Annotated in this window: 22 protein-coding genes; all 22 read left to right on the top strand. The window is 72.7% G+C overall.

The window, feature by feature from the left end:
* The first annotated feature begins 86 nt into the window (after nucleotides 1-86).
* The 22 genes from rpmE (at nucleotide 87) to FIC82_RS08235 (ending at nucleotide 20,429) form a co-directional block, all read left to right on the top strand.
* Complete coding sequence (rpmE, locus tag FIC82_RS08130) at nucleotides 87-305, top strand: 50S ribosomal protein L31 (RefSeq protein ID WP_168731628.1); 219 nt, start codon at nucleotides 87-89, stop codon at nucleotides 303-305.
* Between the two features lie 163 nt (nucleotides 306-468).
* Nucleotides 469-1,572 carry a peptide chain release factor 1 gene (prfA, locus tag FIC82_RS08135; protein ID WP_168731629.1) on the top strand — a complete coding sequence of 368 codons (1,104 nt, stop codon included), beginning with the start codon at nucleotides 469-471 and terminating at the stop codon, nucleotides 1,570-1,572.
* A gap of 1 nt (nucleotide 1,573) precedes the next feature.
* Nucleotides 1,574-2,566 carry a peptide chain release factor N(5)-glutamine methyltransferase gene (gene prmC, locus FIC82_RS08140; protein ID WP_253691611.1) on the top strand — a complete coding sequence of 331 codons (993 nt, stop codon included), beginning with the start codon at nucleotides 1,574-1,576 and terminating at the stop codon, nucleotides 2,564-2,566.
* A complete protein-coding gene (locus tag FIC82_RS08145) occupies nucleotides 2,563-3,345 on the top strand; it encodes an L-threonylcarbamoyladenylate synthase (protein ID WP_168731630.1) in 783 nt (260 codons plus the stop codon). The genes prmC and FIC82_RS08145 overlap by 4 nt, the downstream gene beginning before the upstream one ends.
* The gene (locus FIC82_RS08150) at nucleotides 3,342-4,607 is read left to right on the top strand and encodes an MraY family glycosyltransferase (RefSeq protein ID WP_168731631.1); all 1,266 of its coding nucleotides are present in this window, start codon (nucleotides 3,342-3,344) and stop codon (nucleotides 4,605-4,607) included. The genes FIC82_RS08145 and FIC82_RS08150 overlap by 4 nt, the downstream gene beginning before the upstream one ends.
* Entirely contained in the window at nucleotides 4,604-5,131 is a 528-nt protein-coding gene (locus FIC82_RS08155) for a hypothetical protein (protein WP_253691614.1), read from the top strand. Before FIC82_RS08150 ends, FIC82_RS08155 begins: the two co-directional genes overlap by 4 nt.
* A gap of 218 nt (nucleotides 5,132-5,349) precedes the next feature.
* Nucleotides 5,350-6,144 carry a F0F1 ATP synthase subunit A gene (atpB, locus tag FIC82_RS08160; protein WP_253691624.1) on the top strand — a complete coding sequence of 265 codons (795 nt, stop codon included), beginning with the start codon at nucleotides 5,350-5,352 and terminating at the stop codon, nucleotides 6,142-6,144.
* Nucleotides 6,145-6,252: 108 nt separating this feature from the next.
* Complete coding sequence (locus tag FIC82_RS08165; protein ID WP_141389322.1) at nucleotides 6,253-6,486, top strand: ATP synthase F0 subunit C; 234 nt, start codon at nucleotides 6,253-6,255, stop codon at nucleotides 6,484-6,486.
* Nucleotides 6,486-7,088: a F0F1 ATP synthase subunit B gene (locus FIC82_RS08170; RefSeq protein ID WP_154799991.1), complete on the top strand. Its 603-nt coding sequence runs from the start codon at nucleotides 6,486-6,488 to the stop codon at nucleotides 7,086-7,088. The genes FIC82_RS08165 and FIC82_RS08170 overlap by 1 nt, the downstream gene beginning before the upstream one ends.
* Nucleotides 7,088-7,903, top strand: coding sequence for a F0F1 ATP synthase subunit delta (locus tag FIC82_RS08175; RefSeq protein ID WP_154798215.1), 816 nt, complete (start codon nucleotides 7,088-7,090; stop codon nucleotides 7,901-7,903). The genes FIC82_RS08170 and FIC82_RS08175 overlap by 1 nt, the downstream gene beginning before the upstream one ends.
* A 109-nt stretch (nucleotides 7,904-8,012) precedes the next feature.
* Nucleotides 8,013-9,644, top strand: a complete 1,632-nt coding sequence (gene atpA / locus FIC82_RS08180) for a F0F1 ATP synthase subunit alpha (RefSeq protein ID WP_154798216.1) — start codon at nucleotides 8,013-8,015, stop codon at nucleotides 9,642-9,644.
* 2 nt (nucleotides 9,645-9,646) lie between these two features.
* The gene (locus tag FIC82_RS08185) at nucleotides 9,647-10,543 is read left to right on the top strand and encodes a F0F1 ATP synthase subunit gamma (protein ID WP_154798217.1); all 897 of its coding nucleotides are present in this window, start codon (nucleotides 9,647-9,649) and stop codon (nucleotides 10,541-10,543) included.
* 91 nt (nucleotides 10,544-10,634) lie between these two features.
* Nucleotides 10,635-12,119, top strand: a complete 1,485-nt coding sequence (atpD, locus tag FIC82_RS08190) for a F0F1 ATP synthase subunit beta (RefSeq protein WP_154798218.1) — start codon at nucleotides 10,635-10,637, stop codon at nucleotides 12,117-12,119.
* A gap of 133 nt (nucleotides 12,120-12,252) precedes the next feature.
* Nucleotides 12,253-12,519 carry a F0F1 ATP synthase subunit epsilon gene (locus FIC82_RS08195; protein ID WP_087469516.1) on the top strand — a complete coding sequence of 89 codons (267 nt, stop codon included), beginning with the start codon at nucleotides 12,253-12,255 and terminating at the stop codon, nucleotides 12,517-12,519.
* A gap of 13 nt (nucleotides 12,520-12,532) precedes the next feature.
* Nucleotides 12,533-12,949: a DUF2550 domain-containing protein gene (locus tag FIC82_RS08200; protein WP_154798219.1), complete on the top strand. Its 417-nt coding sequence runs from the start codon at nucleotides 12,533-12,535 to the stop codon at nucleotides 12,947-12,949.
* 63 nt (nucleotides 12,950-13,012) lie between these two features.
* A complete protein-coding gene (gene nucS, locus FIC82_RS08205) occupies nucleotides 13,013-13,708 on the top strand; it encodes an endonuclease NucS (protein ID WP_154798220.1) in 696 nt (231 codons plus the stop codon).
* 125 nt (nucleotides 13,709-13,833) lie between these two features.
* A complete protein-coding gene (locus FIC82_RS08210; protein WP_336240417.1) occupies nucleotides 13,834-14,640 on the top strand; it encodes a TetR/AcrR family transcriptional regulator in 807 nt (268 codons plus the stop codon).
* On the top strand, nucleotides 14,637-15,689 hold the full coding sequence (locus FIC82_RS08215; RefSeq protein ID WP_216610004.1) for a YndJ family transporter: 1,053 nt from the start codon (nucleotides 14,637-14,639) through the stop codon (nucleotides 15,687-15,689). The genes FIC82_RS08210 and FIC82_RS08215 overlap by 4 nt, the downstream gene beginning before the upstream one ends.
* Nucleotides 15,686-16,207: a DUF1990 family protein gene (locus FIC82_RS08220; RefSeq protein ID WP_154798222.1), complete on the top strand. Its 522-nt coding sequence runs from the start codon at nucleotides 15,686-15,688 to the stop codon at nucleotides 16,205-16,207. Before FIC82_RS08215 ends, FIC82_RS08220 begins: the two co-directional genes overlap by 4 nt.
* A 138-nt stretch (nucleotides 16,208-16,345) precedes the next feature.
* Nucleotides 16,346-17,626 (top strand): N-acetylglucosamine-6-phosphate deacetylase, encoded by a 1,281-nt coding sequence (locus FIC82_RS08225; protein ID WP_154798223.1) that lies wholly within the window; start codon nucleotides 16,346-16,348, stop codon nucleotides 17,624-17,626.
* A gap of 374 nt (nucleotides 17,627-18,000) precedes the next feature.
* Nucleotides 18,001-19,056, top strand: coding sequence for a LacI family DNA-binding transcriptional regulator (locus tag FIC82_RS08230; protein WP_154798224.1), 1,056 nt, complete (start codon nucleotides 18,001-18,003; stop codon nucleotides 19,054-19,056).
* A gap of 71 nt (nucleotides 19,057-19,127) precedes the next feature.
* Nucleotides 19,128-20,429 (top strand): ABC transporter substrate-binding protein, encoded by a 1,302-nt coding sequence (locus FIC82_RS08235; RefSeq protein WP_154798225.1) that lies wholly within the window; start codon nucleotides 19,128-19,130, stop codon nucleotides 20,427-20,429.
* Nucleotides 20,430-20,486: the final 57 nt, after the last annotated feature.

Below are 20,486 nucleotides of genomic sequence, written 5' to 3' on the forward strand. Positions count from 1 at the left end.
CGGCCTGCACTCGTCAGGCCGCCTGTCGCCGGTTCACAGGTGCGGTCGCCGCACCTGACCCGGAGACGTCACCCCAAGGAGAAACCGTGAAGTCTGACATCCATCCCGAGTACGTCCTCACCGAGGTCACGTGCACCTGCGGGAACACGTTCGTGACGCGCAGCACCGAGGCGTCGGGCAAGATCAGCGCCGACGTGTGCAGCGCCTGCCACCCGTTCTACACGGGCAAGCAGAAGATCCTCGACACCGGTGGTCGCGTGGCCCGCTTCCAGGCGCGCTACGCCAAGAAGGACGCCGCCAAGTAGCGACACCGCAGCGCCGGTGGTCCGAGCCCGACAACCTCTCCAGGGGCAGTCGGTGCGCTCGGACCACCGGCGCTGTCGCTTTGCCCGAGCGATCCCCCCGATCCTCGCGCGGTCGCCGCCCGGGCCCGGCGACCACGACCCGCCCGCCACCGAGGAGCCGTCCGTGACCGAGTCGTTCGCCGCCGTCGAGCCGCTGCTGGCCGAGCACGCCGACATCGAGACCCAGCTCGCCGACCCCGCCGTCCACGCCGACGCCGGCCGCGCGCGCACGCTCGGGAGGCGCTACGCCGAGCTCAACCAGGTCGTGGGCGCGTACCGCGCGTGGCGCGAGGCGAGCGACGACGCCGAGGCCGCCGCCGAGCTCGCGGCGCTCGGGGGCGAGGACGGCGACGCGTTCGCCGCGGAGCTCCCGGGCCTGCGCGCCGCCGAGGAGGAGACGCGCGAGCGCCTGCGCCGCGTGCTCGTGCCGCGCGACCCCGACGACGGGCGCGACGTCATCCTCGAGATCAAGGCGGGCGAGGGCGGCGAGGAGTCGGCGCTGTTCGCGGGCGACCTGCTGCGCATGTACCTGCGGTACGCGGAGCGCCGGGGCTGGAAGACCGAGGTCCTCGAGTCGACCGACTCCGACCTCGGCGGCTACAAGGACGTCCAGGTCGCGGTCAAGGCGCGCAGCACACCGTCCGACCCGGCCGACGGCGTCTGGGCGAACCTCAAGTACGAGGGCGGCGTGCACCGCGTCCAGCGCGTCCCCGTGACCGAGTCGCAGGGGCGGATCCACACGTCCGCGGCGGGTGTCCTCGTGTTCCCCGAGGTCGAGGACGCGGGCGAGGTCGAGATCGACCCGAACGACCTGCGCATCGACGTCTACCGCTCGTCGGGACCGGGCGGGCAGTCCGTCAACACGACCGACTCGGCCGTGCGCGTCACGCACCTGCCCACCGGCATCGTCGTGTCGATGCAGAACGAGAAGTCCCAGCTCCAGAACCGCGAGCAGGCGATGCGCGTCCTGCGCGCGCGGCTGCTCGCCGCCCAGCAGGAGGCCGCGGCCGCGGAGGCGGCGGACCTGCGACGCTCCCAGGTCCGCACCGTCGACCGCTCCGAGCGCATCCGCACGTACAACTTCCCCGAGAACCGGATCGCGGACCACCGCACGGGCTACAAGGCGTACAACCTCGACCAGGTGCTCGACGGCGACCTCGACCCGGTCGTGCGCTCGGCGGTCGAGGCCGACGAGGCGGCCCGGCTCGCCGCCGCGGGCGAGGCCTGACGTGGGCGACGCGCTCACGGCCGACGGCCTGCGCCGCGCCGTCCGCGCCGCGGAGAGCATCCTCACGGAAGCGGGCGTCGGGTCGGCCCGGCACGACGCCGAGGCCCTCGCCGCCTGGTGCCTGGGCCTCCCGCGCCTCGAGTGGTACCGGCTCCCCGCGGGCGACGCGGCGCTCGCGCCCGCGCTGCCGGGCGGGACGACCGACGGCTTCCTCGGGGAGTACGCGGAGGTCGTCGAGCGGCGGCGCACGCGCGAGCCGCTCCAGCGCATCGTCGGGCACACGGTGTTCCGGCACGTGACGGTCGAGGTCGTCGACGACGTGTTCGTGCCCCGGCCCGAGACGGAGACGGTCGCGCAGGTCGCGATCGACGAGGCCGCTCGCCTGCGCGCGGACCCGGCGCGGGCCGACGACCCGCCCCTCGTCGTGGACCTGTGCTGCGGCTCGGGCGTCATCGGGATCAGCGTCGACGTCGAGGTCCCCGGCACGCGGGTCGTCGCGGTGGACCTCTCGCCCGAGGCGGTGCGCGCGACGAGCGCGAACGCCGCCCGCGTGGGGTCGCTCACGCAGCGCACGCTCGTCGGCGACGTGACCGACCCGGCACTGCTCGCCGAGCTCGACGGGACCGTCGACGTCGTCGTGTCCAACCCGCCCTACATCCCGCCGGACGCCGTCCCCGTCGACCCCGAGGTGCGCGACCACGACCCCGACCTCGCGCTCTACGGGCGCGGGACCGACGGCCTCGAGGTGCCGCGCGCCGTCGTGCTCGCCGCGGCGCGCCTGCTGCGGCCCGGTGGCCTCTTCGTCATGGAGCACGCGGAGGTGCAGGCCGCGCAGGTGCGCGAGGCCGCCCGGGCGGCGGGCGCGTTCACCGACGTGCGGACGCTGCCCGACCTCACGGGGCGCGACCGCATGGTCGTCGCCCGGCGTGCCGACGACGGCAGCGTCCCGGGTGCGCCGGTCCCGGCCCGCGACCGTGGAAGGATGGACCCGTGAGCTCCGTCCACCCCGTGACCGACCCGAACACCTGGGGCGCCGGCATCGACGAGGCGGTCAACGCGATCTCCCGCGGTGGCCTCGTCGTGCTGCCCACCGACACCGTCTACGGCATCGGCGCCGACGCCTTCGACGCGGAGGCGGTCTCCGCGCTCCTCGCCGCCAAGGGCCGGGGCCGGCACATGCCGCCGCCCGTGCTCGTGCCGGACGCCCGCACGCTCGACGGCCTCGCCACCGACGTGCCCGACGCCGCGCGCCGTCTCGTCGAGGCGTTCTGGCCCGGCGGCTTCACGATCATCCTGCAGGCGCAGCCGTCCCTCGCGTGGGACCTGGGGGAGACGCACGGGACCGTGGCGCTGCGCATGCCCGACCACCCGGCGGCTCTCGCTCTCCTGCGCCGCACGGGCCCGCTCGCGGTGTCGTCGGCGAACGCGACCGGCCGCCCTGCGGCGCTCGACGTCGACGACGCGCGGGAGCAGCTCGGCGACGCCGTGACCGTCTACCTCGACGGCGGGACGGTGACCGGGGGAGTGGCGTCGACCATCGTGGACGCGACGTCGGGCACGCTGCGCGTCGTGCGCCAGGGCGCGGTCACGCTCGACCGGCTCCGCGAGGTCGCGGACGTCGCCGGCCCGGACGACGCGCCTGCCGACGCGAGGGCCGATGCGCCCGCGGACGCGGTGGCCGACGCGCCCGGTGCGAGCGAGGACCCGGTCGCCGCGATCGCCGACGCACCGACCACGGACGACGCCGGGGAGCCGGAGGCGAACCGCGGGTGAGGGTCTACCTGCTCGTGATGCTCGTCGCCGCCGTGGTGACGTTCCTCGCGACGCCCTTCGCCCGCTGGGTCGCGCTGCGCACCGGCGCGATCACCGCGGTGCGCGACCGCGACGTCCACACGATCCCGACCCCCCGGCTCGGTGGGCTGGCGATGCTGCTCGGCCTCGTGGTCGCGGTGGTCTTCGCGTCCCAGATGCCGTTCCTGGAGGGTGTGTTCGTCGGCGAGGTCTCGGGGCAGCTCGTGGCGGACTCGCGTGCGTGGGGGATCGTCGGTGCGGCCGCGATCGTCTGCCTGCTCGGGGTCGCGGACGACATCTGGGACCTCGACTGGATGACGAAGCTCGCGGGCCAGGTGCTCGCGGCGGGGTTCATGGCGAGCCAGGGCGTCGTGCTGTTCACGCTGCCGCTCGGGTTCGGCGACCAGCAGCTCATCTGGTCCTCGCGGCTCCAGCTCGCCGCGACCATCCTCGTGGTCGTCGTCGCCATGAACGCCGTGAACTTCGTCGACGGGCTGGACGGCCTCGCGGCGGGGCTCGTCGCGATCGGCGGCTCGGCGTTCTTCGTCTACTCCTACGTGCTCACGCAGAAGGCGAGCGCCGACGACTACTCGAGCCTCGCCACGCTCGTGATCGCCGCGCTCGTCGGCATCTGCGTGGGGTTCCTCCCGCACAACTTCCATCCCGCGCGCATCTTCATGGGGGACTCGGGCTCGATGGTCCTCGGCCTCGTGATGTCGGCCGCGGCGATCGTCGTGACGGGCCGGATCGACACGACCGCGCTCTCGGGCGCGCAGCAGATCCCCGCGTTCATCCCGATCCTCCTCCCGCTCGCGGTGATCCTTCTGCCGCTGCTCGACATGGGCATGGCGGTCGTGCGCCGCGTCGCGCGCGGGAAGTCCCCGTTCCACCCGGACCGCATGCACCTGCACCACCGGATGCTCGCGATCGGGCACTCGCACCGGCGCGCCGTGCTCATCCTCTACGTCTGGACCGCCGTGTTCGCGTTCGCCGCCGTCGCGCTCGTGCAGTGGCACTGGCACGGTGTCGCCGCGGGCCTCGCGGTCGCCGTCGTGGTCGCGGCGCTGCTCACGCTCGGCCCGCTGCGGACGCGCGGCCGGTTCCTCGACGACGACGCGGCGACCGCGACGTCGCCCGTGCCCGTCACGACCGTCACGACCGTCACCTCCGACGACCGCCCGGGAGAGGCCGTCCCGCCGGCTCCGCCCGCCGTCACGACCCCGCCGAAGGAAGCCCTGAGATGACCACGAGCCAGCCGGAGCCCGCCCAGCCCGAGCCCGCCCAGCCCGAGCCCGTTCAGCCCGAGCCCGTACGGCCGGACGGCGGGCGGGCCGCCGAGCAGACGGTCGGCCCGCACGGGCAGGCCGTGCGCGCGGTGTTCCGGACGGCGCTGCGCGACGTGCTCGTGCTGCTCGGCGCGCTCACCGTCCTCGGGGTCGCGATCGGTGCGCTCGTCGCCGGGCTGCCCGGCGTCTGGGGCGCGCTCCTGGGCGTCGGCGTCGCGCTGCTCTTCTCGGCGACGACGGTCTGGGCGATGCTGCGCACCGTGGACGCGAGCCCGTCGACGACCGCCGCGGTCGTCATGGGGAGCTGGCTCGTCAAGATGGTCGTGCTCATCGTGATCCTCGTGGTCCTGCGCGGCATGGACTTCTACGACCGCTGGGTCTTCGCCGCCGTCCTGCTCGTCGGCGTCATCGGCTCCGCGGTGCTCGACTACCGGGCCGTGAGCAGGGGCCGCATCCCGTACGTCGAGCCCGGCGCGCGCTGACTATCACGGGGGCGGTGACCGGGGCGAGGGACCAGCGGCCCGGAAGGCATGAGCAAAATGTCACAAGCACCGCCAGATCGGCGAGAGCACGCCGATCCATACGTTAGGCTACTGGCGAATCCATGACGGCCAGGTCCGACGGCGTGCCCACCAACGAGTGACGGCTGCCCGGACCGCACGACCATTGGGAGTCCACCCTGTCCACGCTTGCGACCCCCGTGCTCCTCGCTGCTTCCGAGAGCGAAGGTGGCTTCCACGCGCCGTCGATCGCCGACTTCTTCCCGCCGGCCATCCTCTTCGAGGGCACCATCTTCCAGATCGACCGCATCTGGATCATCCGCGTCGTCGCCACGATCGTCCTCCTGGCGATCTTCGTCTTCGCGGCCCGCCGCGCGCGGCTCGTCCCCGGGCGGCTCCAGAACGCGATCGAGATGCTCATCGACTTCGTGCGTGTGCAGATCGTCGAGGAGATCATGGGGAAGGAGACCGCGCGGCGGTTCGTCCCGATGATCGCGACGATCTTCTTCGCCGTGCTGGCGTTCAACATCACGAGCGTCATCCCGTTCCTCAACCTGGCCGGGACCTCGCGCATCGGCCTCCCGATCGTGCTCGCGCTCTGGGTCTTCGTGACCTACTGGGCGGTCGGCATCCGGAAGCACGGCCTCGGCGGCTACCTGAAGAACAACCTCTTCCCGCCCGGGATCCCGTGGCCGATCTACCTCATCGTGACGCCGATCGAGCTTCTGCAGATCCTCATCATCCGGCCGGCCTCGCTCGCCATCCGACTCGCGGCGAACATGATCGCGGGCCACATCATGCTCGTGCTCTGCTTCGCGGCGACGCAGTACTTCGTGTTCGAGGCCGTGCCCGCGATGAAGGCCTTCGGCGCGCTCACCCTCGTCGGCGGTTTCGCGATCACGCTCTTCGAGATCCTGGTCGCCTTCCTGCAGGCCTACATCTTCGCCCTCCTCGCGGCGGTCTACATCAACATGTCGCTCGAGGAGGAGCACTGACCCCCCGGGTCGTGCCCCGCCCCCGCACCACCAGACACACCATCAAGCGCAGTACCCACGCGACGCCCGGTCATCCGGTCGGGCGCCCAACGGAAGGAACGAGCAATCGTGGACGTCACCACTCTCGCTGAGGTCACCGGCAACATCGGCACCGTCGGTTACGGCCTCGCCGCGATCGGCCCGGGCATCGGCCTCGGCATCCTCATCGGCAAGACCATCGAGGGCATCGCGCGTCAGCCCGAGGTCGCCGGCCAGCTTCGCGCCACCATGTTCATCGGTGTCGCGTTCGTCGAGGTGCTCGCGCTGCTCGGTCTCGTCGCCGGCTTCCTCTTCACGGCGTGATGTCGGCGCTGGCGACCGCCGCGCTGTACGTCGCGGCGGAGACGGGCGAGGAGCCGCAGGGCATCGACCTGTTCCTCCCCGCCGGGTACGACATCCTCTGGTCGTCCGTCATCATGATCGTCATCGCGGTCGTCTTCTACAAGGCGATCCTGCCGAAGTTCCAGGCGATCCTCGACGAGCGCACCGCGAAGATCGAGGGCGGTCTCGCCAAGGCCGAGTCCGCCCAGGCCGAGGCCGCGGCCGCGCTGGCGGAGTACCACCAGCAGCTGCAGGAGGCTCGTGCCGAGGCCGCGAAGATCCGCGAGGAGGCGCGTGCCGAGGGCGGCGCCATCGTCGCGGACCTGCGGACCAAGGCGTCCGACGACGCCGCGCGCATCGTCGAGACGGCACACCGCCAGATCGAGGCCGAGCGCCAGCAGGCCGCGGTCTCGCTGCGCAACGACGTCGGTCTGCTCGCGACGGAGCTCGCCTCGAAGATCGTCGGCGAGTCGCTCGCCGACTCGGCGCGCCAGAGCCGCGTCGTCGACCGCTTCCTCGACGAGCTCGAGGCCGCGGGTCCCGCGGCGGCGAGCGCGGCGGGCACGGCATCCGAGGAGCGCTGATGCGCGGAACGAGCGGCGAGTCCCTCACGCAGGCGCGGGACCGGTTCGAGCCGGTCCTGCGCGCGGCCGGCGAGGGCGCGCTGGCGCTGGGCGAGCAGCTCTTCGCGGTCACCGCGGCGTTCGACGAGTCGGCGCCGCTGCGGCGCTCGCTCGCGGACCCGTCGCGGTCCGGGGCGGACAAGGCGGCCCTCGTGTCCGCGGTCCTCGCGTCGGGCTTCGACGAGCGCGTCGTGGACCTCGTGTCCGGCCTGGTCCGGTCACGCTGGTCCCGCGATGGCGACCTCGCGGACGCGACCGAGCGCCTGGGACTGGACGCGGTCCTCGCGTCGGCCGAGGCCCGCGGTGCGCTGGAGAAGGTCGAGGACGAGCTGTTCCGGACCTCGCGCGCGCTCGTCGGGCAGCGCGAGGCGCGGCAGGTCCTCTCCGACGACACGACCGACCCCGGGCGTCGTGCCGCGTTCGTGCACGCGCTGCTCGACGGCAAGGTCGACCGCGTCACCGAGGTGCTCGCGGTCCACGCGACGCGTGCGCTGCGCGGTCGCCGTTTCGTCCCGACGCTGGGGTGGATCGGGGAGGTCGCGGCTGAGCGCCGTCAGCGACTCGTCGCCTCGGTCACGTCGGCCTCGGTGCTGACGCAGGCACAGCTCGACCGGCTCGCGGGACTGCTCGAGCGTGCCTACGGGCGCGCCGTGCAGCTCAACGTGACGGTGGACCACGCCGTGCTCGGCGGGCTCCGCGTGCAGGTGGGTGCCGACGTCGTCGACTCCACCGTGCTGTCCCGGCTCGCGGACGCGCGCCGACGCCTCGTGAGCTGACGAGCCGACCCTTCCGACCGACGACCGTCCTGCCGGCCACCGGCCGCACAACCGACAAACGTTCGACCGCACCCGAACCACGAGGTGCGGCCACGACAGGAGAAGAGCAATGGCTGAGCTGACGATCCGGCCGGAGGAGATCCGGGCCGCTCTGGACAGCTTCGTGAAGTCCTACGAGCCCGAGGGCGCCGTGTCCGAGGAGGTGGGTCGGGTCACCCTGGCCGCCGACGGCATCGCCCAGGTCGAGGGTCTGCCGGGCGCGATGGCCAACGAGCTGCTGCGCTTCGAGGACGGGACCCTGGGTCTCGCCCTCACCCTCGACGTCCGCGAGATCGGTGTCGTCGTCCTCGGCGAGTTCACCGGCATCGAGGAGGGGCAGGAGGTCCGTCGCACGGGCGAGGTCCTCTCGGTCCCCGTCGGCGACGGCTACCTCGGTCGCGTCGTCGACCCGCTGGGCAACCCGATCGACGGACTGGGCGAGGTCGCCACGGAGGGCCGCCGCGCCCTCGAGCTCCAGGCGCCCGGTGTCATGGACCGCAAGTCGGTCCACGAGCCCCTGCAGACCGGTCTCAAGGCGATCGACTCGATGATCCCGATCGGCCGCGGCCAGCGCCAGCTGATCATCGGCGACCGCCAGACGGGCAAGACGGCGATCGCGATCGACACGATCATCAACCAGAAGGCCAACTGGGAGACGGGCGACCCCGAGAAGCAGGTCCGCTGCATCTACGTCGCCATCGGCCAGAAGGGCTCCACGATCGCGTCCGTGCGCGGCGCGCTCGAGGAGGCCGGCGCCCTCGAGTACACGACGATCGTCGCGGCTCCCGCGTCCGACCCGGCGGGCTTCAAGTACCTCGCCCCGTACACGGGCTCGGCCATCGGCCAGCACTGGATGTACGGCGGCAAGCACGTCCTCATCGTGTTCGACGACCTGTCGAAGCAGGCCGAGGCCTACCGTGCCGTGTCGCTCCTGCTGCGCCGCCCGCCGGGCCGCGAGGCGTACCCCGGTGACGTCTTCTACCTGCACTCCCGTCTGCTCGAGCGTTGCGCGAAGCTCTCGGACGAGCTCGGTGCCGGCTCGATGACCGGCCTGCCGGTCATCGAGACCAAGGGGAACGACGTCTCGGCGTACATCCCGACGAACGTCATCTCCATCACCGACGGCCAGATCTTCCTCCAGTCGGACCTGTTCAACGCCGACCAGCGCCCCGCCGTCGACGTCGGCATCTCGGTGTCCCGCGTCGGTGGTGCCGCGCAGGTCAAGGCCATGAAGCAGGTCTCCGGCACGCTGAAGCTCGAGCTCGCGCAGTTCCGCTCGCTCGAGGCGTTCGCGATGTTCGCGTCCGACCTCGACGCGGCCTCGCGCGGCCAGCTGAAGCGCGGCGCGGCGCTCATGGAGCTCCTCAAGCAGGGGCAGTACTCGCCGTACCCGGTCGAGGACCAGGTCGCCTCGATCTGGGCCGGCACCAAGGGCAAGATCGACGACGTCCCGGTCGAGGACGTGCGCCGCTTCGAGTCCGAGCTGCTCGACCACCTGCGTCGCAACACGGACGTCCTGTCGACGATCGCCGAGACCGGCAAGCTGTCGGACGAGACCGAGGCCCAGCTCTCCTCGGCGGTCGACGCGTTCCGCTCCGGCTTCCTCACGGGTGACGGCACGCCGCTCGTCGGTGGGGACACCGAGGACGAGGCCGAGACGGAGATCGAGCAGGAGCAGATCGTCCGGCAGAAGAGGGCCTGACGATGGCCGGATCCCAGCGCGTCTACAAGCAGCGGATCAAGTCGACGCAGTCGCTCAAGAAGATGTTCCGCGCGCAGGAGCTCATCGCGGCGTCGCGCATCGGCAAGGCGCGCGACCGCACCGCCGCCGCGTCGCCGTACGCCCGGGCGATCACCCGGGCCGTGTCGGCCGTCGCGACGCACACGTCGACGAAGCACCCGCTGACGAGCGAGCGCACGGACACCAACCGCGTCGCGGTGCTCGTCGTGGCCTCCGACCGTGGCATGGCCGGCGCCTACTCGGCGTCGATCATCCGCGAGACGGAGCGCCTCGTCGAGCGTCTCGAGGCCGAGGGCAAGGAGGTCGCGCTCTACGGGGCCGGCCGTCGTGCCATCTCGTACTACACGTTCCGCGGGCGCGAGCTCGCCGGGTCGTGGTCGTACGGGTCGGACGCGCCGAACTCCGAGGTCGCGGGCGAGATCGCGGACGCCCTCCTCGGGGCGTTCCTCGCCCCGGCGGCCGAGGGCGGCGTGAGCGAGCTGCACATCGTGTACACGCAGTTCGTCAACATGGTCACGCAGCGTCCGCGCGTCGTGCGGATGCTCCCGCTCGAGGTCGTCGAGGGCGTCGCCCCGGCGGGCAAGCACGACGTGCTCCCGCTGTACGACTTCGAGCCCTCCCCGGAGGCCGTGCTCGACGAGCTCCTCCCGCGCTACGTGCGCAGCCGGATCTTCAGCTGCCTCCTCGAGGCGGCGGCGTCCGAGCTCGCGGCACGTCAGCGGGCGATGCACACGGCGACGGACAACGCGGAGGACCTCATCCGCAACTACACGCGGCTGGCGAACCAGGCGCGTCAGGCGGACATCACCCAGGAGATCAGCGAGATCGTCTCGGGTGCCGACGCCCTGGCGGCGTCATGACGGGCCGCACGGCCCGCGCGGCCAGCACCATCACCGACATCCTGACCGACACCGCCGGGGACCACTCCGGCACTGCGAAGCGAGGCAAGCAATGACCGCCACCACCGTGGAAGCAGGACGCGGCGCGGCCCCGACTGAGCCCGGAATTGGCCGGGTCGCCCGTGTGATCGGCCCCGTCGTGGACATCGAGTTCCCGGCGGACGCGATCCCCGACATCTACAACGCGCTTACCGTCGAGATCGACCTCTCGTCGCAGGGCGAGGGCGAGAAGTCGTTCACGCTCACGCTCGAGGTCGCCCAGCACCTGGGTGACTCGCTCGTGCGCGCGATCGCCCTCAAGCCGACGGACGGCCTCGTCCGTGGTGCCCAGGTCACCGACACCGGCGCGCCGATCAGCGTGCCCGTCGGCGACGTCACCAAGGGCAAGGTCTTCAACGTCACGGGCGACGTGCTCAACGGGGCTCCCGGCGAGACGGTCGAGATCACCGAGCGCTGGCCCATCCACCGCAAGCCCCCGGCGTTCGACCAGCTCGAGTCGAAGACCACGATGTTCGAGACGGGCATCAAGGTCATCGACCTCCTCACCCCGTACGTCCAGGGTGGGAAGATCGGCCTCTTCGGTGGTGCGGGCGTCGGCAAGACGGTTCTCATCCAGGAGATGATCCAGCGCGTCGCGCAGGACCACGGTGGCGTGTCCGTGTTCGCCGGTGTCGGCGAGCGCACGCGTGAGGGCAACGACCTCATCGTCGAGATGGAGGAGGCCGGCGTCTTCGACAAGACCGCGCTCGTCTTCGGCCAGATGGACGAGCCCCCGGGCACGCGTCTGCGCGTCGCGCTCTCCGCGCTGACCATGGCGGAGTACTTCCGCGACGTGAAGAAGCAGGACGTCCTCCTGTTCATCGACAACATCTTCCGCTTCACGCAGGCGGGCTCCGAGGTGTCGACGCTGCTCGGCCGCATGCCGTCCGCGGTGGGCTACCAGCCGAACCTGGCGGACGAGATGGGTCTGCTCCAGGAGCGCATCACCTCGACGCGTGGTCACTCGATCACGTCGCTCCAGGCGATCTACGTGCCGGCGGACGACTACACCGACCCGGCGCCGGCGACGACGTTCGCGCACCTCGACGCGACGACCGAGCTCTCCCGTGAGATCGCCTCGCGCGGTCTGTACCCCGCGGTGGACCCGCTCGCGTCGACGAGCCGCATCCTCGACCCGCGCTACGTGGGCCAGGAGCACTACGACGTCGCGACGCGCGTGAAGTCGATCCTGCAGCGCAACAAGGAGCTCCAGGACATCATCGCGATCCTCGGTGTCGACGAGCTCTCGGAGGAGGACAAGACGGTCGTCGCGCGTGCGCGCCGCATCCAGCAGTTCCTCTCCCAGAACACCTACATGGCCGAGAAGTTCACGGGCGTCGTCGGCTCGACGGTGCCGCTGAGCGAGACCATCGAGGCGTTCAAGAAGATCGCGGACGGCGAGTTCGACCACGTCGCCGAGCAGGCGTTCTTCAACATCGGTGGCCTCGAGGACCTCGAGCGCAACTGGGCGCGCATCCAGCAGGAGTACGGCGCCTGATCCGACGCACGCGCGGGGCCGGGCCGAGCGGCCCGGCCCCGCGGGCGTCGCACCCGGACCCGGTCCGCGTCATGCGGGCCGGGCGTCGTCCCGGACACCACGCCGGGCATGAACCGCCCATGAAGGAGTTCCCGTGGCACAGCTGAACGTCGACCTCGTGGCGGCGGACCGCAAGATCTGGTCGGGCCGCGCGCAGCGGGTCACGGCCCCTGCGGCGGACGGCGAGATCGGCATCCTCGCGGACCACTCGCCGCTGCTCTCCGTGCTGCGCGAGGGCTCGGTGCGCATCGTCGCCGAGGGCGAGACCCTCGACGTGCACGTCAGCGGAGGGTTCCTCTCCGTCGACTCCAACCAGGTCACGATCGTCGCGGACTCGGTCGAGTCCGTACCGGCCCGCTGACCCTCGCACGACCATGACGCCCCTGGCCTGGATCGCGATCGGACTGCTCCTCCTCGTCCTGCTCGCGATCGGGCTGGGGGCGTGGCGTCTCCGGGCGCTCTCGCACCGCGTCGGCTCGTTCGAGTGCGGCGCGCGACGCGCGGGCACCGCCGGCGCACCCTGGGTCGCGGGCATCGCGCACTACGGCGTCGGTCGCATCGACTGGTGGCGGCTCTGGTCGGTGTCGCTGCGACCTGCCCGGACCTGGTCGCGGTACGACCTCGTCATCGCGGGGCGGGAGCCCTTGCCCGGTGACGCGACCGACACCTACCTCGTCCGCTGCCGCTACCACGGCCAGGACTTCGAGCTCACGATGTCGCGCGCCGCGTACGAGGGGCTCGCCTCCTGGTTGGAGGCGGCACCTCCCGGACGGCGCGACGTCGTCGTCTGAGGCGTCGCCCGTGGGGCGATGCCCTGACCGGACCGCCCACACCACCCGGAGGACCCCCGCCCCATGCGTCTCGTCGTCGCCCGCTGCTCCGCCCGCTACACCGGCCGCCTCGCGGCTCACCTGCCGCTCGCGACGCGCGTGCTCATCGTCAAGGCCGACGGGAGCGTGCTCCTGCACTCCGACGGCGGGTCGTACAAGCCGCTCAACTGGATGAGCCCGCCGTGCTCGCTCGCCGTGCGCGAGCCGTCCGACGAGGCGCGCGAGCGTGGCGTGACCGAGGTGTGGGCCGTGCAGCACGCGAAGAGCGACGACCGCCTCGAGATCGAGCTGCACGAGGTCCAGCACGACAGCTCGCACGAGCTGGGCGTCGACCCGGGCCTCGTCAAGGACGGTGTGGAGGCCCACCTGCAGGAGATGCTCGCCGCGCAGATCGAGCTGCTCGGGTCCGGGCACACGCTCGTGCGCCGTGAGTACCCGACCGCGATCGGCCCGGTGGACATCCTCGCCAAGGACGCGTCCGGAGCGACGGTCGCGGTCGAGATCAAGCGCCGGGGCGACATCGACGGGGTCGAGCAGCTCACCCGCTACCTGGACCTGCTCAACCGCGACCCGCTCCTCGCTCCCGTCCGCGGCGTGTTCGCCGCGCAGGAGATCAAGCCGCAGGCGCGCGTGCTCGCGACGGACCGGGGCATCGGCTGCCTGGTGCTCGACTACGACGCGATGCGCGGCGTCGACGACGTGGACTCCCGCCTCTTCTAATCCCGGCCCCCACCCCGCCGACCAGGCGGTCATGGCCCGTCCCGACCCCTGGACGCGCCACGACCGCCTGCTCGTCTCGCCAGGACAGCCTGCTCGGCAGCGACCGCCGTCTCTTGGTGTTCCGCATGGAGCGCCTCTGTCCCCTGTGCTGGCGACGCGCCGTGGTAATTTTTGAACATGTTCAAAAACGGCGGCGACGCATGAGCGCGACACCGAAGTCCGAGCGGACGCGCGCGCACCTGCGCGACGTGGCGATTCGGATGCTGCGCGACGTCGGGTACGAGCGCACGACGATGCGTGCCGTCGCGGCCGAGGCCGGCGTGAGCACGGGGAACGCGTACTACCACTTCCCGTCCAAGGACGCGCTCGTCCAGGAGCTCTACCTCGAGGTGCAGCACGAGCACGCCGAGCGCGCCGCGTCCGTGCTCGCCGCCGAGGGGCCGCTCACCGACCGGCTGCGCGGGGTGTGGGGCGCATCGGTCGACGCGTTCGCGCCGTTCCACGCGTTCGGCGGCGAGTTCGTGTCGGTCGCGATCCGCCCGGGCTCGGACGCGAGCCCGTTCTCCGCCGCCTCGGCGGCGTCGCGCGACCTCTCGCGCGACCTCTTCGAGCGGGTCGTCGCCGGGTCGTCGTCGCGGGTCCCCGCCCGGCTGCGTGCCCAGCTCCCGGAGCTGCTGTGGCTCGCCCAGCTCGGCATCACCCTGTTCTGGGTCCATGACACGTCGCCCGGGTTCGCCCGCACGCGCAGGCTCGTCGACGGGGGCGCAGCGCTCGTCGGCAGCCTCGTCCGGCTGTCCCGGCTCCCCGTCGCGCGCGGGGTGGTCGACGACGTGCTACGCCTCGTGCGCGCGGTCCACCCGGGTGCGCCCGGGGCGCCGGAGCCGGCCGTCGCGCCCCGCGAGCGCGCCGACGGGCCGGAGGATCGCGCGTGAGCCCGGCCGGCGCGGCGCTCGTCTCGGGGCTGGTGGTCCTCGGCATGGTCGTGGTCCTGCCGCTCGGCCTGCGTCTCCTCGGGCCCGACGTCGTCCCCGCACCGCGCAGCGCCGCATGGCCCCTCGCAGGGGTCGCCGGAGCGGCGGGCGTCGTCCTCCCGCACGGCACCGCGTCGGTCCTGCTCGCACTCGTCTTCGCGGCGGCGACCGCCGTGCTGGCCGGTGCCGGCGCGCGGCTCGCGGCGCGCACGCTGCGCGAGGTGCGGGCGAGACGTGCCACGCGTGCCGATCGGTCCGCCGTCGCGCGCCTCGCCTCGCGCGCGGCGACCGTGACCGCCCTGGTCATGCCCGCGGTCGGTGCGAGCGCCCTGGTCGCCGAGCGTGCCGGGTGGGGGCTCCTGGGGTTCTCCGGGACGTATCTCGCGCTCACGGTCCCGCACATGCTCTACGCCGGGTTCGGTGCGGCGCTGATCGCGGGCGCGGTCGCGCGCCTCGGCACCGACCGGCTCGCGGTCGCCGGGGCGTGGGGCGTGCCGCTCGGGACGGTGCTCGTGCTCGTCGGCTACTTCGTCGGCGACGTGGCCGAGCTCGTCGGCGCGGGGGTGCTCACGCTCGCCCTGTGGGCGACCGCGGTCGCGACCGTCCGGTCGTTCGCGCGGCCCACCGGCCCCGCGGAGCCGGGCGGCGCGCAGCCGGATGGCCGTCGACCGGGGGACGACCGCCGGGAGCCGGCCGACCGTCGGCTGCCGGACGGTCGCGGGGACACTGCGGTCGCCCGGGTGCTGCTCGGCACGGGCGCGACCCTCGTCGGGCCGTCGATGCTGCTCGCTCTCTGGTGGGCCGCGGGCGAGGCGCTCGGGTTCGCGCACCCGAGCCTCGACGTGATGGCGGCGACGCACGGCGTCGCGAACGCGCTCGGCTTCGTGCTGTGCACGATCCTCGGGCTGCGGATCCTCGCGCGCGGGCCGTCGGCCTCGGACGAGGCGGACGGTGCCGGACGGGGTACGAGTCGTGGGCCCGGGCGGGCCCCGGAGGGGAGCAGGTCATGACGTTCACGTACCCGGAGGTCGGTGCGACCCGCACCGACGACCGTCCTGCGGGGTACCGGTACCTGCAGGTGCGCCGCCGGCTCACGGACCGCCCGCACGGTCCGGAGGACCTCGCGTGGCTGGGGGAGCAGCTGCTCACGTGGCGGGTCCACGCGGCGGCGCGGGTGCGCCTGGACACCGCGGCCCCGGTCGCGGAGCCCGGCGCGCGCGTGACGACCCTGCTCGGCGTCGGGCGCCTGCGCCTGCACGAGCCGTGCGAGGTCGTGTGGGTCGAGCGGTCCGCGCGCCGGGTCGCGTTCGGGTACGGCACCCTGCCCGGGCACGCGTTCGTGGGGGAGGAGCGCTTCGCCGTCGAGCGGGACGACGCGGGTGACCTGTGGTGGAGCATCGACGTGTTCAGCAGGCCCGTGCTGTGGTGGGTGCGTCCGTTCGCGTTCGCGGTGCCGACGTTCCAGCGGCTCTTCGCCCTGCACCTCGGCCGTGGTGCCCGCCGCCTCCTCGCGTCGCGCGAGCGCTGAGGCGCACGGCTACCGCGGGCGGTCCGACGGCGGCCGAGCGCGGTCGTCCCGTGCGCCGCGTCTCGGCTCTCGACCCGCGTGCGTCCACGGCCCGACGGGTTTGCACGCCAGGTGTACGAAGTGCGGCAGGATGGCTCCATGACCGACGCCGCCAGCAGTCCTCGTCCCGCCCAGCAGCCCGGCACCGAGCGAGTCCTCGTGGGCCGCGTCGTCACCCCGACGGGTGTCCTCGACGACGGCGTCGTCGCCGTGGCGGACGGGCGGATCGCGTGGGTCGGCCCCCGGACGGAGGCCGTCGCCGCGGGGTACGCCGACCTGCCGTCGGACGGCGCGGCGACGCTGCTCCCGGGCCTCGTCGACGTGCACGACCACGGCGGCGGCGGGTCGAGCTTCCCCGACGCGACGAGCGTCGACGAGGCGCGCGTCGCCGCACGCGAGCACCTGCGCCACGGCACGACGAGCCTCGTCGCGTCCCTCGTGACCGCCCCGCGCGACGTGCTGCTGGAGCGCACCGGCACCCTCGCCGACCTCGCCGACGAGGGGGAGATCGTCGGCATCCACCTCGAGGGGCCGTTCCTCTCCGAGGTCCGGTGCGGCGCGCAGAACCCGCACGACATGCTCGAGGGAGACCCGGAGCTCGTCCGTGCGATCGCCGCGGCGGCGCGCGGCTACCTGCGCACGATGACGGTCGCGCCCGAGGTGCCGGGCGTCGTCGGCGCCGGGGGAGTGATCGAGACCCTCGTCGAGGTCGGGGCGATCCCGTCGATCGGGCACACCGACGCGAGCACCGAGCAGACGGAGGCGGCGATCGCGTCGGGCGTCGCGGCGCTCGCGGCGGCCGGGCGTCCCGGGGCACGGCTGACCGCCACGCACCTGTTCAACGGCATGCGGCCCCTGCACCACCGCGAGCCGGGTCCGATCGCGGCGTGCCTCGCCGCTGCTGCCCGCGGCGAGCTGGTCGTCGAGCTCGTGGCCGACGGCACGCACCTCGTGCACGGCACCATCCGCAGCGTGGCCGAGCTCGTCGGCGCGCACGTCGGCGGGGACGGCGCGGTCGCCGGGCCGGACGCCGTCGCGCTCGTCACCGACGCGATGGCCGCGGCCGGCATGCCCGACGGCGCGTACGAGCTCGGGCCGATGAGCGTCACGGTCGCGCACGGTGTCGCGCGGCTCACCGAGGGCGGGTCGATCGCGGGCGGCACGTACCACCTGCTCGACGTCGTCCGCGAGACGGTCGAGGCCGGGGTGCCCCTCGTCGACGCGGTGCGCGCCGCCTCCTGGACCCCGGCCGGCGTGATCGGCCTCGACGACCGTGGCGGCCTCGTCGCGGGCCGCCGCGCCGACGTCGTCGTCACGGACGCCGACCTGCGCGTGCGCGAGGTCCTGCGTGCGGGCGACCCGGTCGACCTCACGCTCTGACGCCCCGCGCGCACCCTTCGCGCCGCCGACCGCACCCGCCGAACCCGAGGTCGCTCCTCACCCACCCCGTCCCGTGAGGAGTGATCCCGGGTTCGGCCGGTTGGGGAGCTCGACGAACCCGGGGTTGCGGGCAGCCTGCGTGCTGAACCTGCCGATGTCTCCGGGTTGGGCGTTCGCGGGCGCGGACGTGGGCCGCGGCGTCGTCGCAGGTCGGGCCGTGCGCACCGAACCGGAGAGCGTGTTCTTGCTCCGCGGGCTTGACTCTCGTCATTTGTTCATCCAATACTCGTAACAGCGAAGCGCTTCGACGATGCGTTTCGACGAAGCGCTTCGACGGCCGAGGCGACGGACCGGACCACAGGGGAGTGGTGACGATGGCGACGATGCAGGACGTGGCGCGACGCGCGCAGGTCTCGCTGAGCACGGTCTCCTACGCGCTGTCCGGCACCCGGCCGGTCTCCGACGAGACGCGCCGCCGCATCGAGGACGCCATGGCGGAGCTCGGCTACCAGCCCAACGCGATGGCCCGCGGTCTCGCGTCGCGCCGCAGCCACGTGCTCGCGCTGATCTACCCGGCGATGGAGAAGGGTCTCGGCGGCACGGTCGCCGAGTTCGTCTCGTCCGCCGCGGAGACCGCGCGCGAGAACGGCTACCACCTCGTGCTGTGGCCCTTCCGCACGACCCAGGCCCCGGAGGTCCGCGACCTCGTGCGCCAGGGGATGGCGGACGGCGTCCTGCTCATGGAGGTCGCCCTCGACGACGACCGCGTCGACGTCCTCCACGAGGCCGGCGTGCCGTACACGATGATCGGTCGCACGCGCGACGTGACGGACCGGCCGTCCGTGGACATCGACTTCGAGCGCACGACGGACGACGCGGTCCAGCACCTCGTCGACCTCGGGCACCGGCACGTCGCGTTCGTGAACCACTCGCAGGCGACGGCGGACGACGGCTATGCCCCGACGTTCCGGGCCGAGGAGGGCTTCGAGGTGGCCATGCGCCGCCGCGGGCTCGAACCGGTCTCGCTGCGCGTCGACGAGTCCCCGCGCGCGGGTCGTGACGCCGTCGCGACGCTCCTGGAGCGCGAGCCGCGCCTGACGGCCTTCGTCACCATGAACGAGATCGCGACGTTCGGCGTCGTCGCCGAGCTGCAGCAGCGCGGCGTCGCGATCCCCACCGACATGTCGATCCTGTCGATCGTCACGTCGCCCGGCGTCGGGGAGATGAGCAACCCGCCGCTGACCACGATGCACGCGCCCGGGGCCGAGCTCGGCCGCCTGGGCGTGCAGAAGCTGCTGTCCCTCGTGGACGGCTCCCGTCCGAGCACGCCGAACGTGCTCATCCCGTGCGTCCTCGAACCCGGCAGCAGCGTCGCCCCCGCGGCCGGCCGGTCCCCGGACGACGACGACCGCGAGCCCGAGGCTCGCTGAACCGACCGGCCGGGCGACGCCCCGGTCACGCTCCGGCTCCAGCGCCGGAACTCGATGAGGAGGACACGCACATGCTGCGATCCCGGAAGATCTCGCTCGTCGCTGCCGTGGCAGCGCTCCCACTCGCCCTGGCGGCGTGCGGGGGCACCGGCGGCAGTGGCGGGTCCGACGACCAGACCCTGACGATCTGGCACTACGAGAACGAGGACTCCGCCATGGGCCAGGCGTGGGCCGAGGCGATCAAGATCTTCGAGGAGGAGAACCCGGACGTCGACGTCGTCGTCGAGAAGCAGACGTTCGAGCAGATCCAGAAGAACGCCAAGATCGTCCTCACCGGCGACGACGTGCCCGACGTCATGGAGTACAACAAGGGCAACGCGACGGCCGGCCAGCTCGCGGCGCAGGGCCTGCTGACCCCGCTCACCGACGCGGCGACCGAGCGCGGCTGGGACGAGAAGCTCAGCGGCTCGCTCCAGACCACCGCGACCTACGACGACCAGGGCCTCATGGGCTCGGGCGAGTGGTACGGCGTCCCGAACTACGGCGAGTTCGTGCAGGTCTACTACAACAAGGACATGTTCGCCCAGTACGGGCTCGAGGTGCCGACGACGCTCGAGGAGCTCGAGACCGTCATGCAGGCGTTCAAGGACCAGGGCGTGACCCCGCTGGCCGAGGCCGGCGCCGAGTACCCGATGGGCCAGCTCTGGTACGAGCTCGTGCTCGCGAACTCCGAGCGCGACTTCGTCGACCAGTACCAGCTCTTCGACGGTGACCCGGACTTCCACGGCCCCGAGATGACGCAGGCGACCGAGCAGCTCGACTCGTGGATCAAGGACGGCTACGTCGCGTCCGACTCCGCGGCGCTGACCGCCGAGGACATGGGCGTGTCGTTCATCAACGGCACCTACCCGATGATGGTCTCCGGCTCGTGGTGGTTCGGCCGCATCGTCGAGGAGATGGACGCCGACTGGGGCCAGTTCAACTTCCCCGGCAACACGCTCCAGGTCGGCTCGTCCGGCAACCTCTGGGTCGTCCCGGCGAACGCGGACTCGCCCGACCTCGCCGAGGAGTTCATCGACATCACGCTGCGCCCCGAGGTGCAGAACATCCTCGCGGAGAAGGGCGGCCTGCCCGTCGCCGGTGACGCGTCCGTCATCACGGACGAGCGCACGCAGCAGCTCACCGAGAACTTCCAGGCGATCCTCGACGACGACGGCCTCGCGTTCTACCCCGACTGGCCCGTGCCCGGCTACTACGACGTGATCGTCAGCGAGCTCCAGTCGCTCATCAACCAGTCGAAGTCGCCGACCGAGGTGCTCGACGGCCTCGAGTCCGCGTACGTGGACGGCAAGGCGGACCTGCTCGACAGCTGAGCGGACGCACGCGCCCGGCCGGTCGGGGCCGATCCCAGGATCGCCCCGGCCGGCCCG

The sequence above is a fragment of the Cellulosimicrobium protaetiae genome (assembly GCF_009708005.2).
In the GTDB taxonomy this organism is placed as follows: domain Bacteria; phylum Actinomycetota; class Actinomycetes; order Actinomycetales; family Cellulomonadaceae; genus Cellulosimicrobium; species Cellulosimicrobium protaetiae.

Bases quoted from the DNA above. Each gene is read 5' to 3' on its own strand.
- FIC82_RS08155 (WP_253691614.1), top strand. From the start codon at position 4,604: ATGACCACGAGCCAGCCGGAGCCCGCCCAGCCCGAGCCCGCCCAGCCC.
- FIC82_RS08170 (WP_154799991.1), top strand. From the start codon at position 6,486: ATGTCGGCGCTGGCGACCGCCGCGCTGTACGTCGCGGCGGAGACGGGC.
- FIC82_RS08175 (WP_154798215.1), top strand. From the start codon at position 7,088: ATGCGCGGAACGAGCGGCGAGTCCCTCACGCAGGCGCGGGACCGGTTC.
- atpA (WP_154798216.1), top strand. From the start codon at position 8,013: ATGGCTGAGCTGACGATCCGGCCGGAGGAGATCCGGGCCGCTCTGGAC.
- FIC82_RS08185 (WP_154798217.1), top strand. From the start codon at position 9,647: ATGGCCGGATCCCAGCGCGTCTACAAGCAGCGGATCAAGTCGACGCAG.
- atpD (WP_154798218.1), top strand. From the start codon at position 10,635: ATGACCGCCACCACCGTGGAAGCAGGACGCGGCGCGGCCCCGACTGAG.
- FIC82_RS08200 (WP_154798219.1), top strand. From the start codon at position 12,533: ATGACGCCCCTGGCCTGGATCGCGATCGGACTGCTCCTCCTCGTCCTG.
- nucS (WP_154798220.1), top strand. From the start codon at position 13,013: ATGCGTCTCGTCGTCGCCCGCTGCTCCGCCCGCTACACCGGCCGCCTC.
- FIC82_RS08210 (WP_336240417.1), top strand. From the start codon at position 13,834: ATGGAGCGCCTCTGTCCCCTGTGCTGGCGACGCGCCGTGGTAATTTTT.
- FIC82_RS08220 (WP_154798222.1), top strand. From the start codon at position 15,686: ATGACGTTCACGTACCCGGAGGTCGGTGCGACCCGCACCGACGACCGT.
- FIC82_RS08225 (WP_154798223.1), top strand. From the start codon at position 16,346: ATGACCGACGCCGCCAGCAGTCCTCGTCCCGCCCAGCAGCCCGGCACC.
- FIC82_RS08230 (WP_154798224.1), top strand. From the start codon at position 18,001: ATGGCGACGATGCAGGACGTGGCGCGACGCGCGCAGGTCTCGCTGAGC.
- FIC82_RS08235 (WP_154798225.1), top strand. From the start codon at position 19,128: ATGCTGCGATCCCGGAAGATCTCGCTCGTCGCTGCCGTGGCAGCGCTC.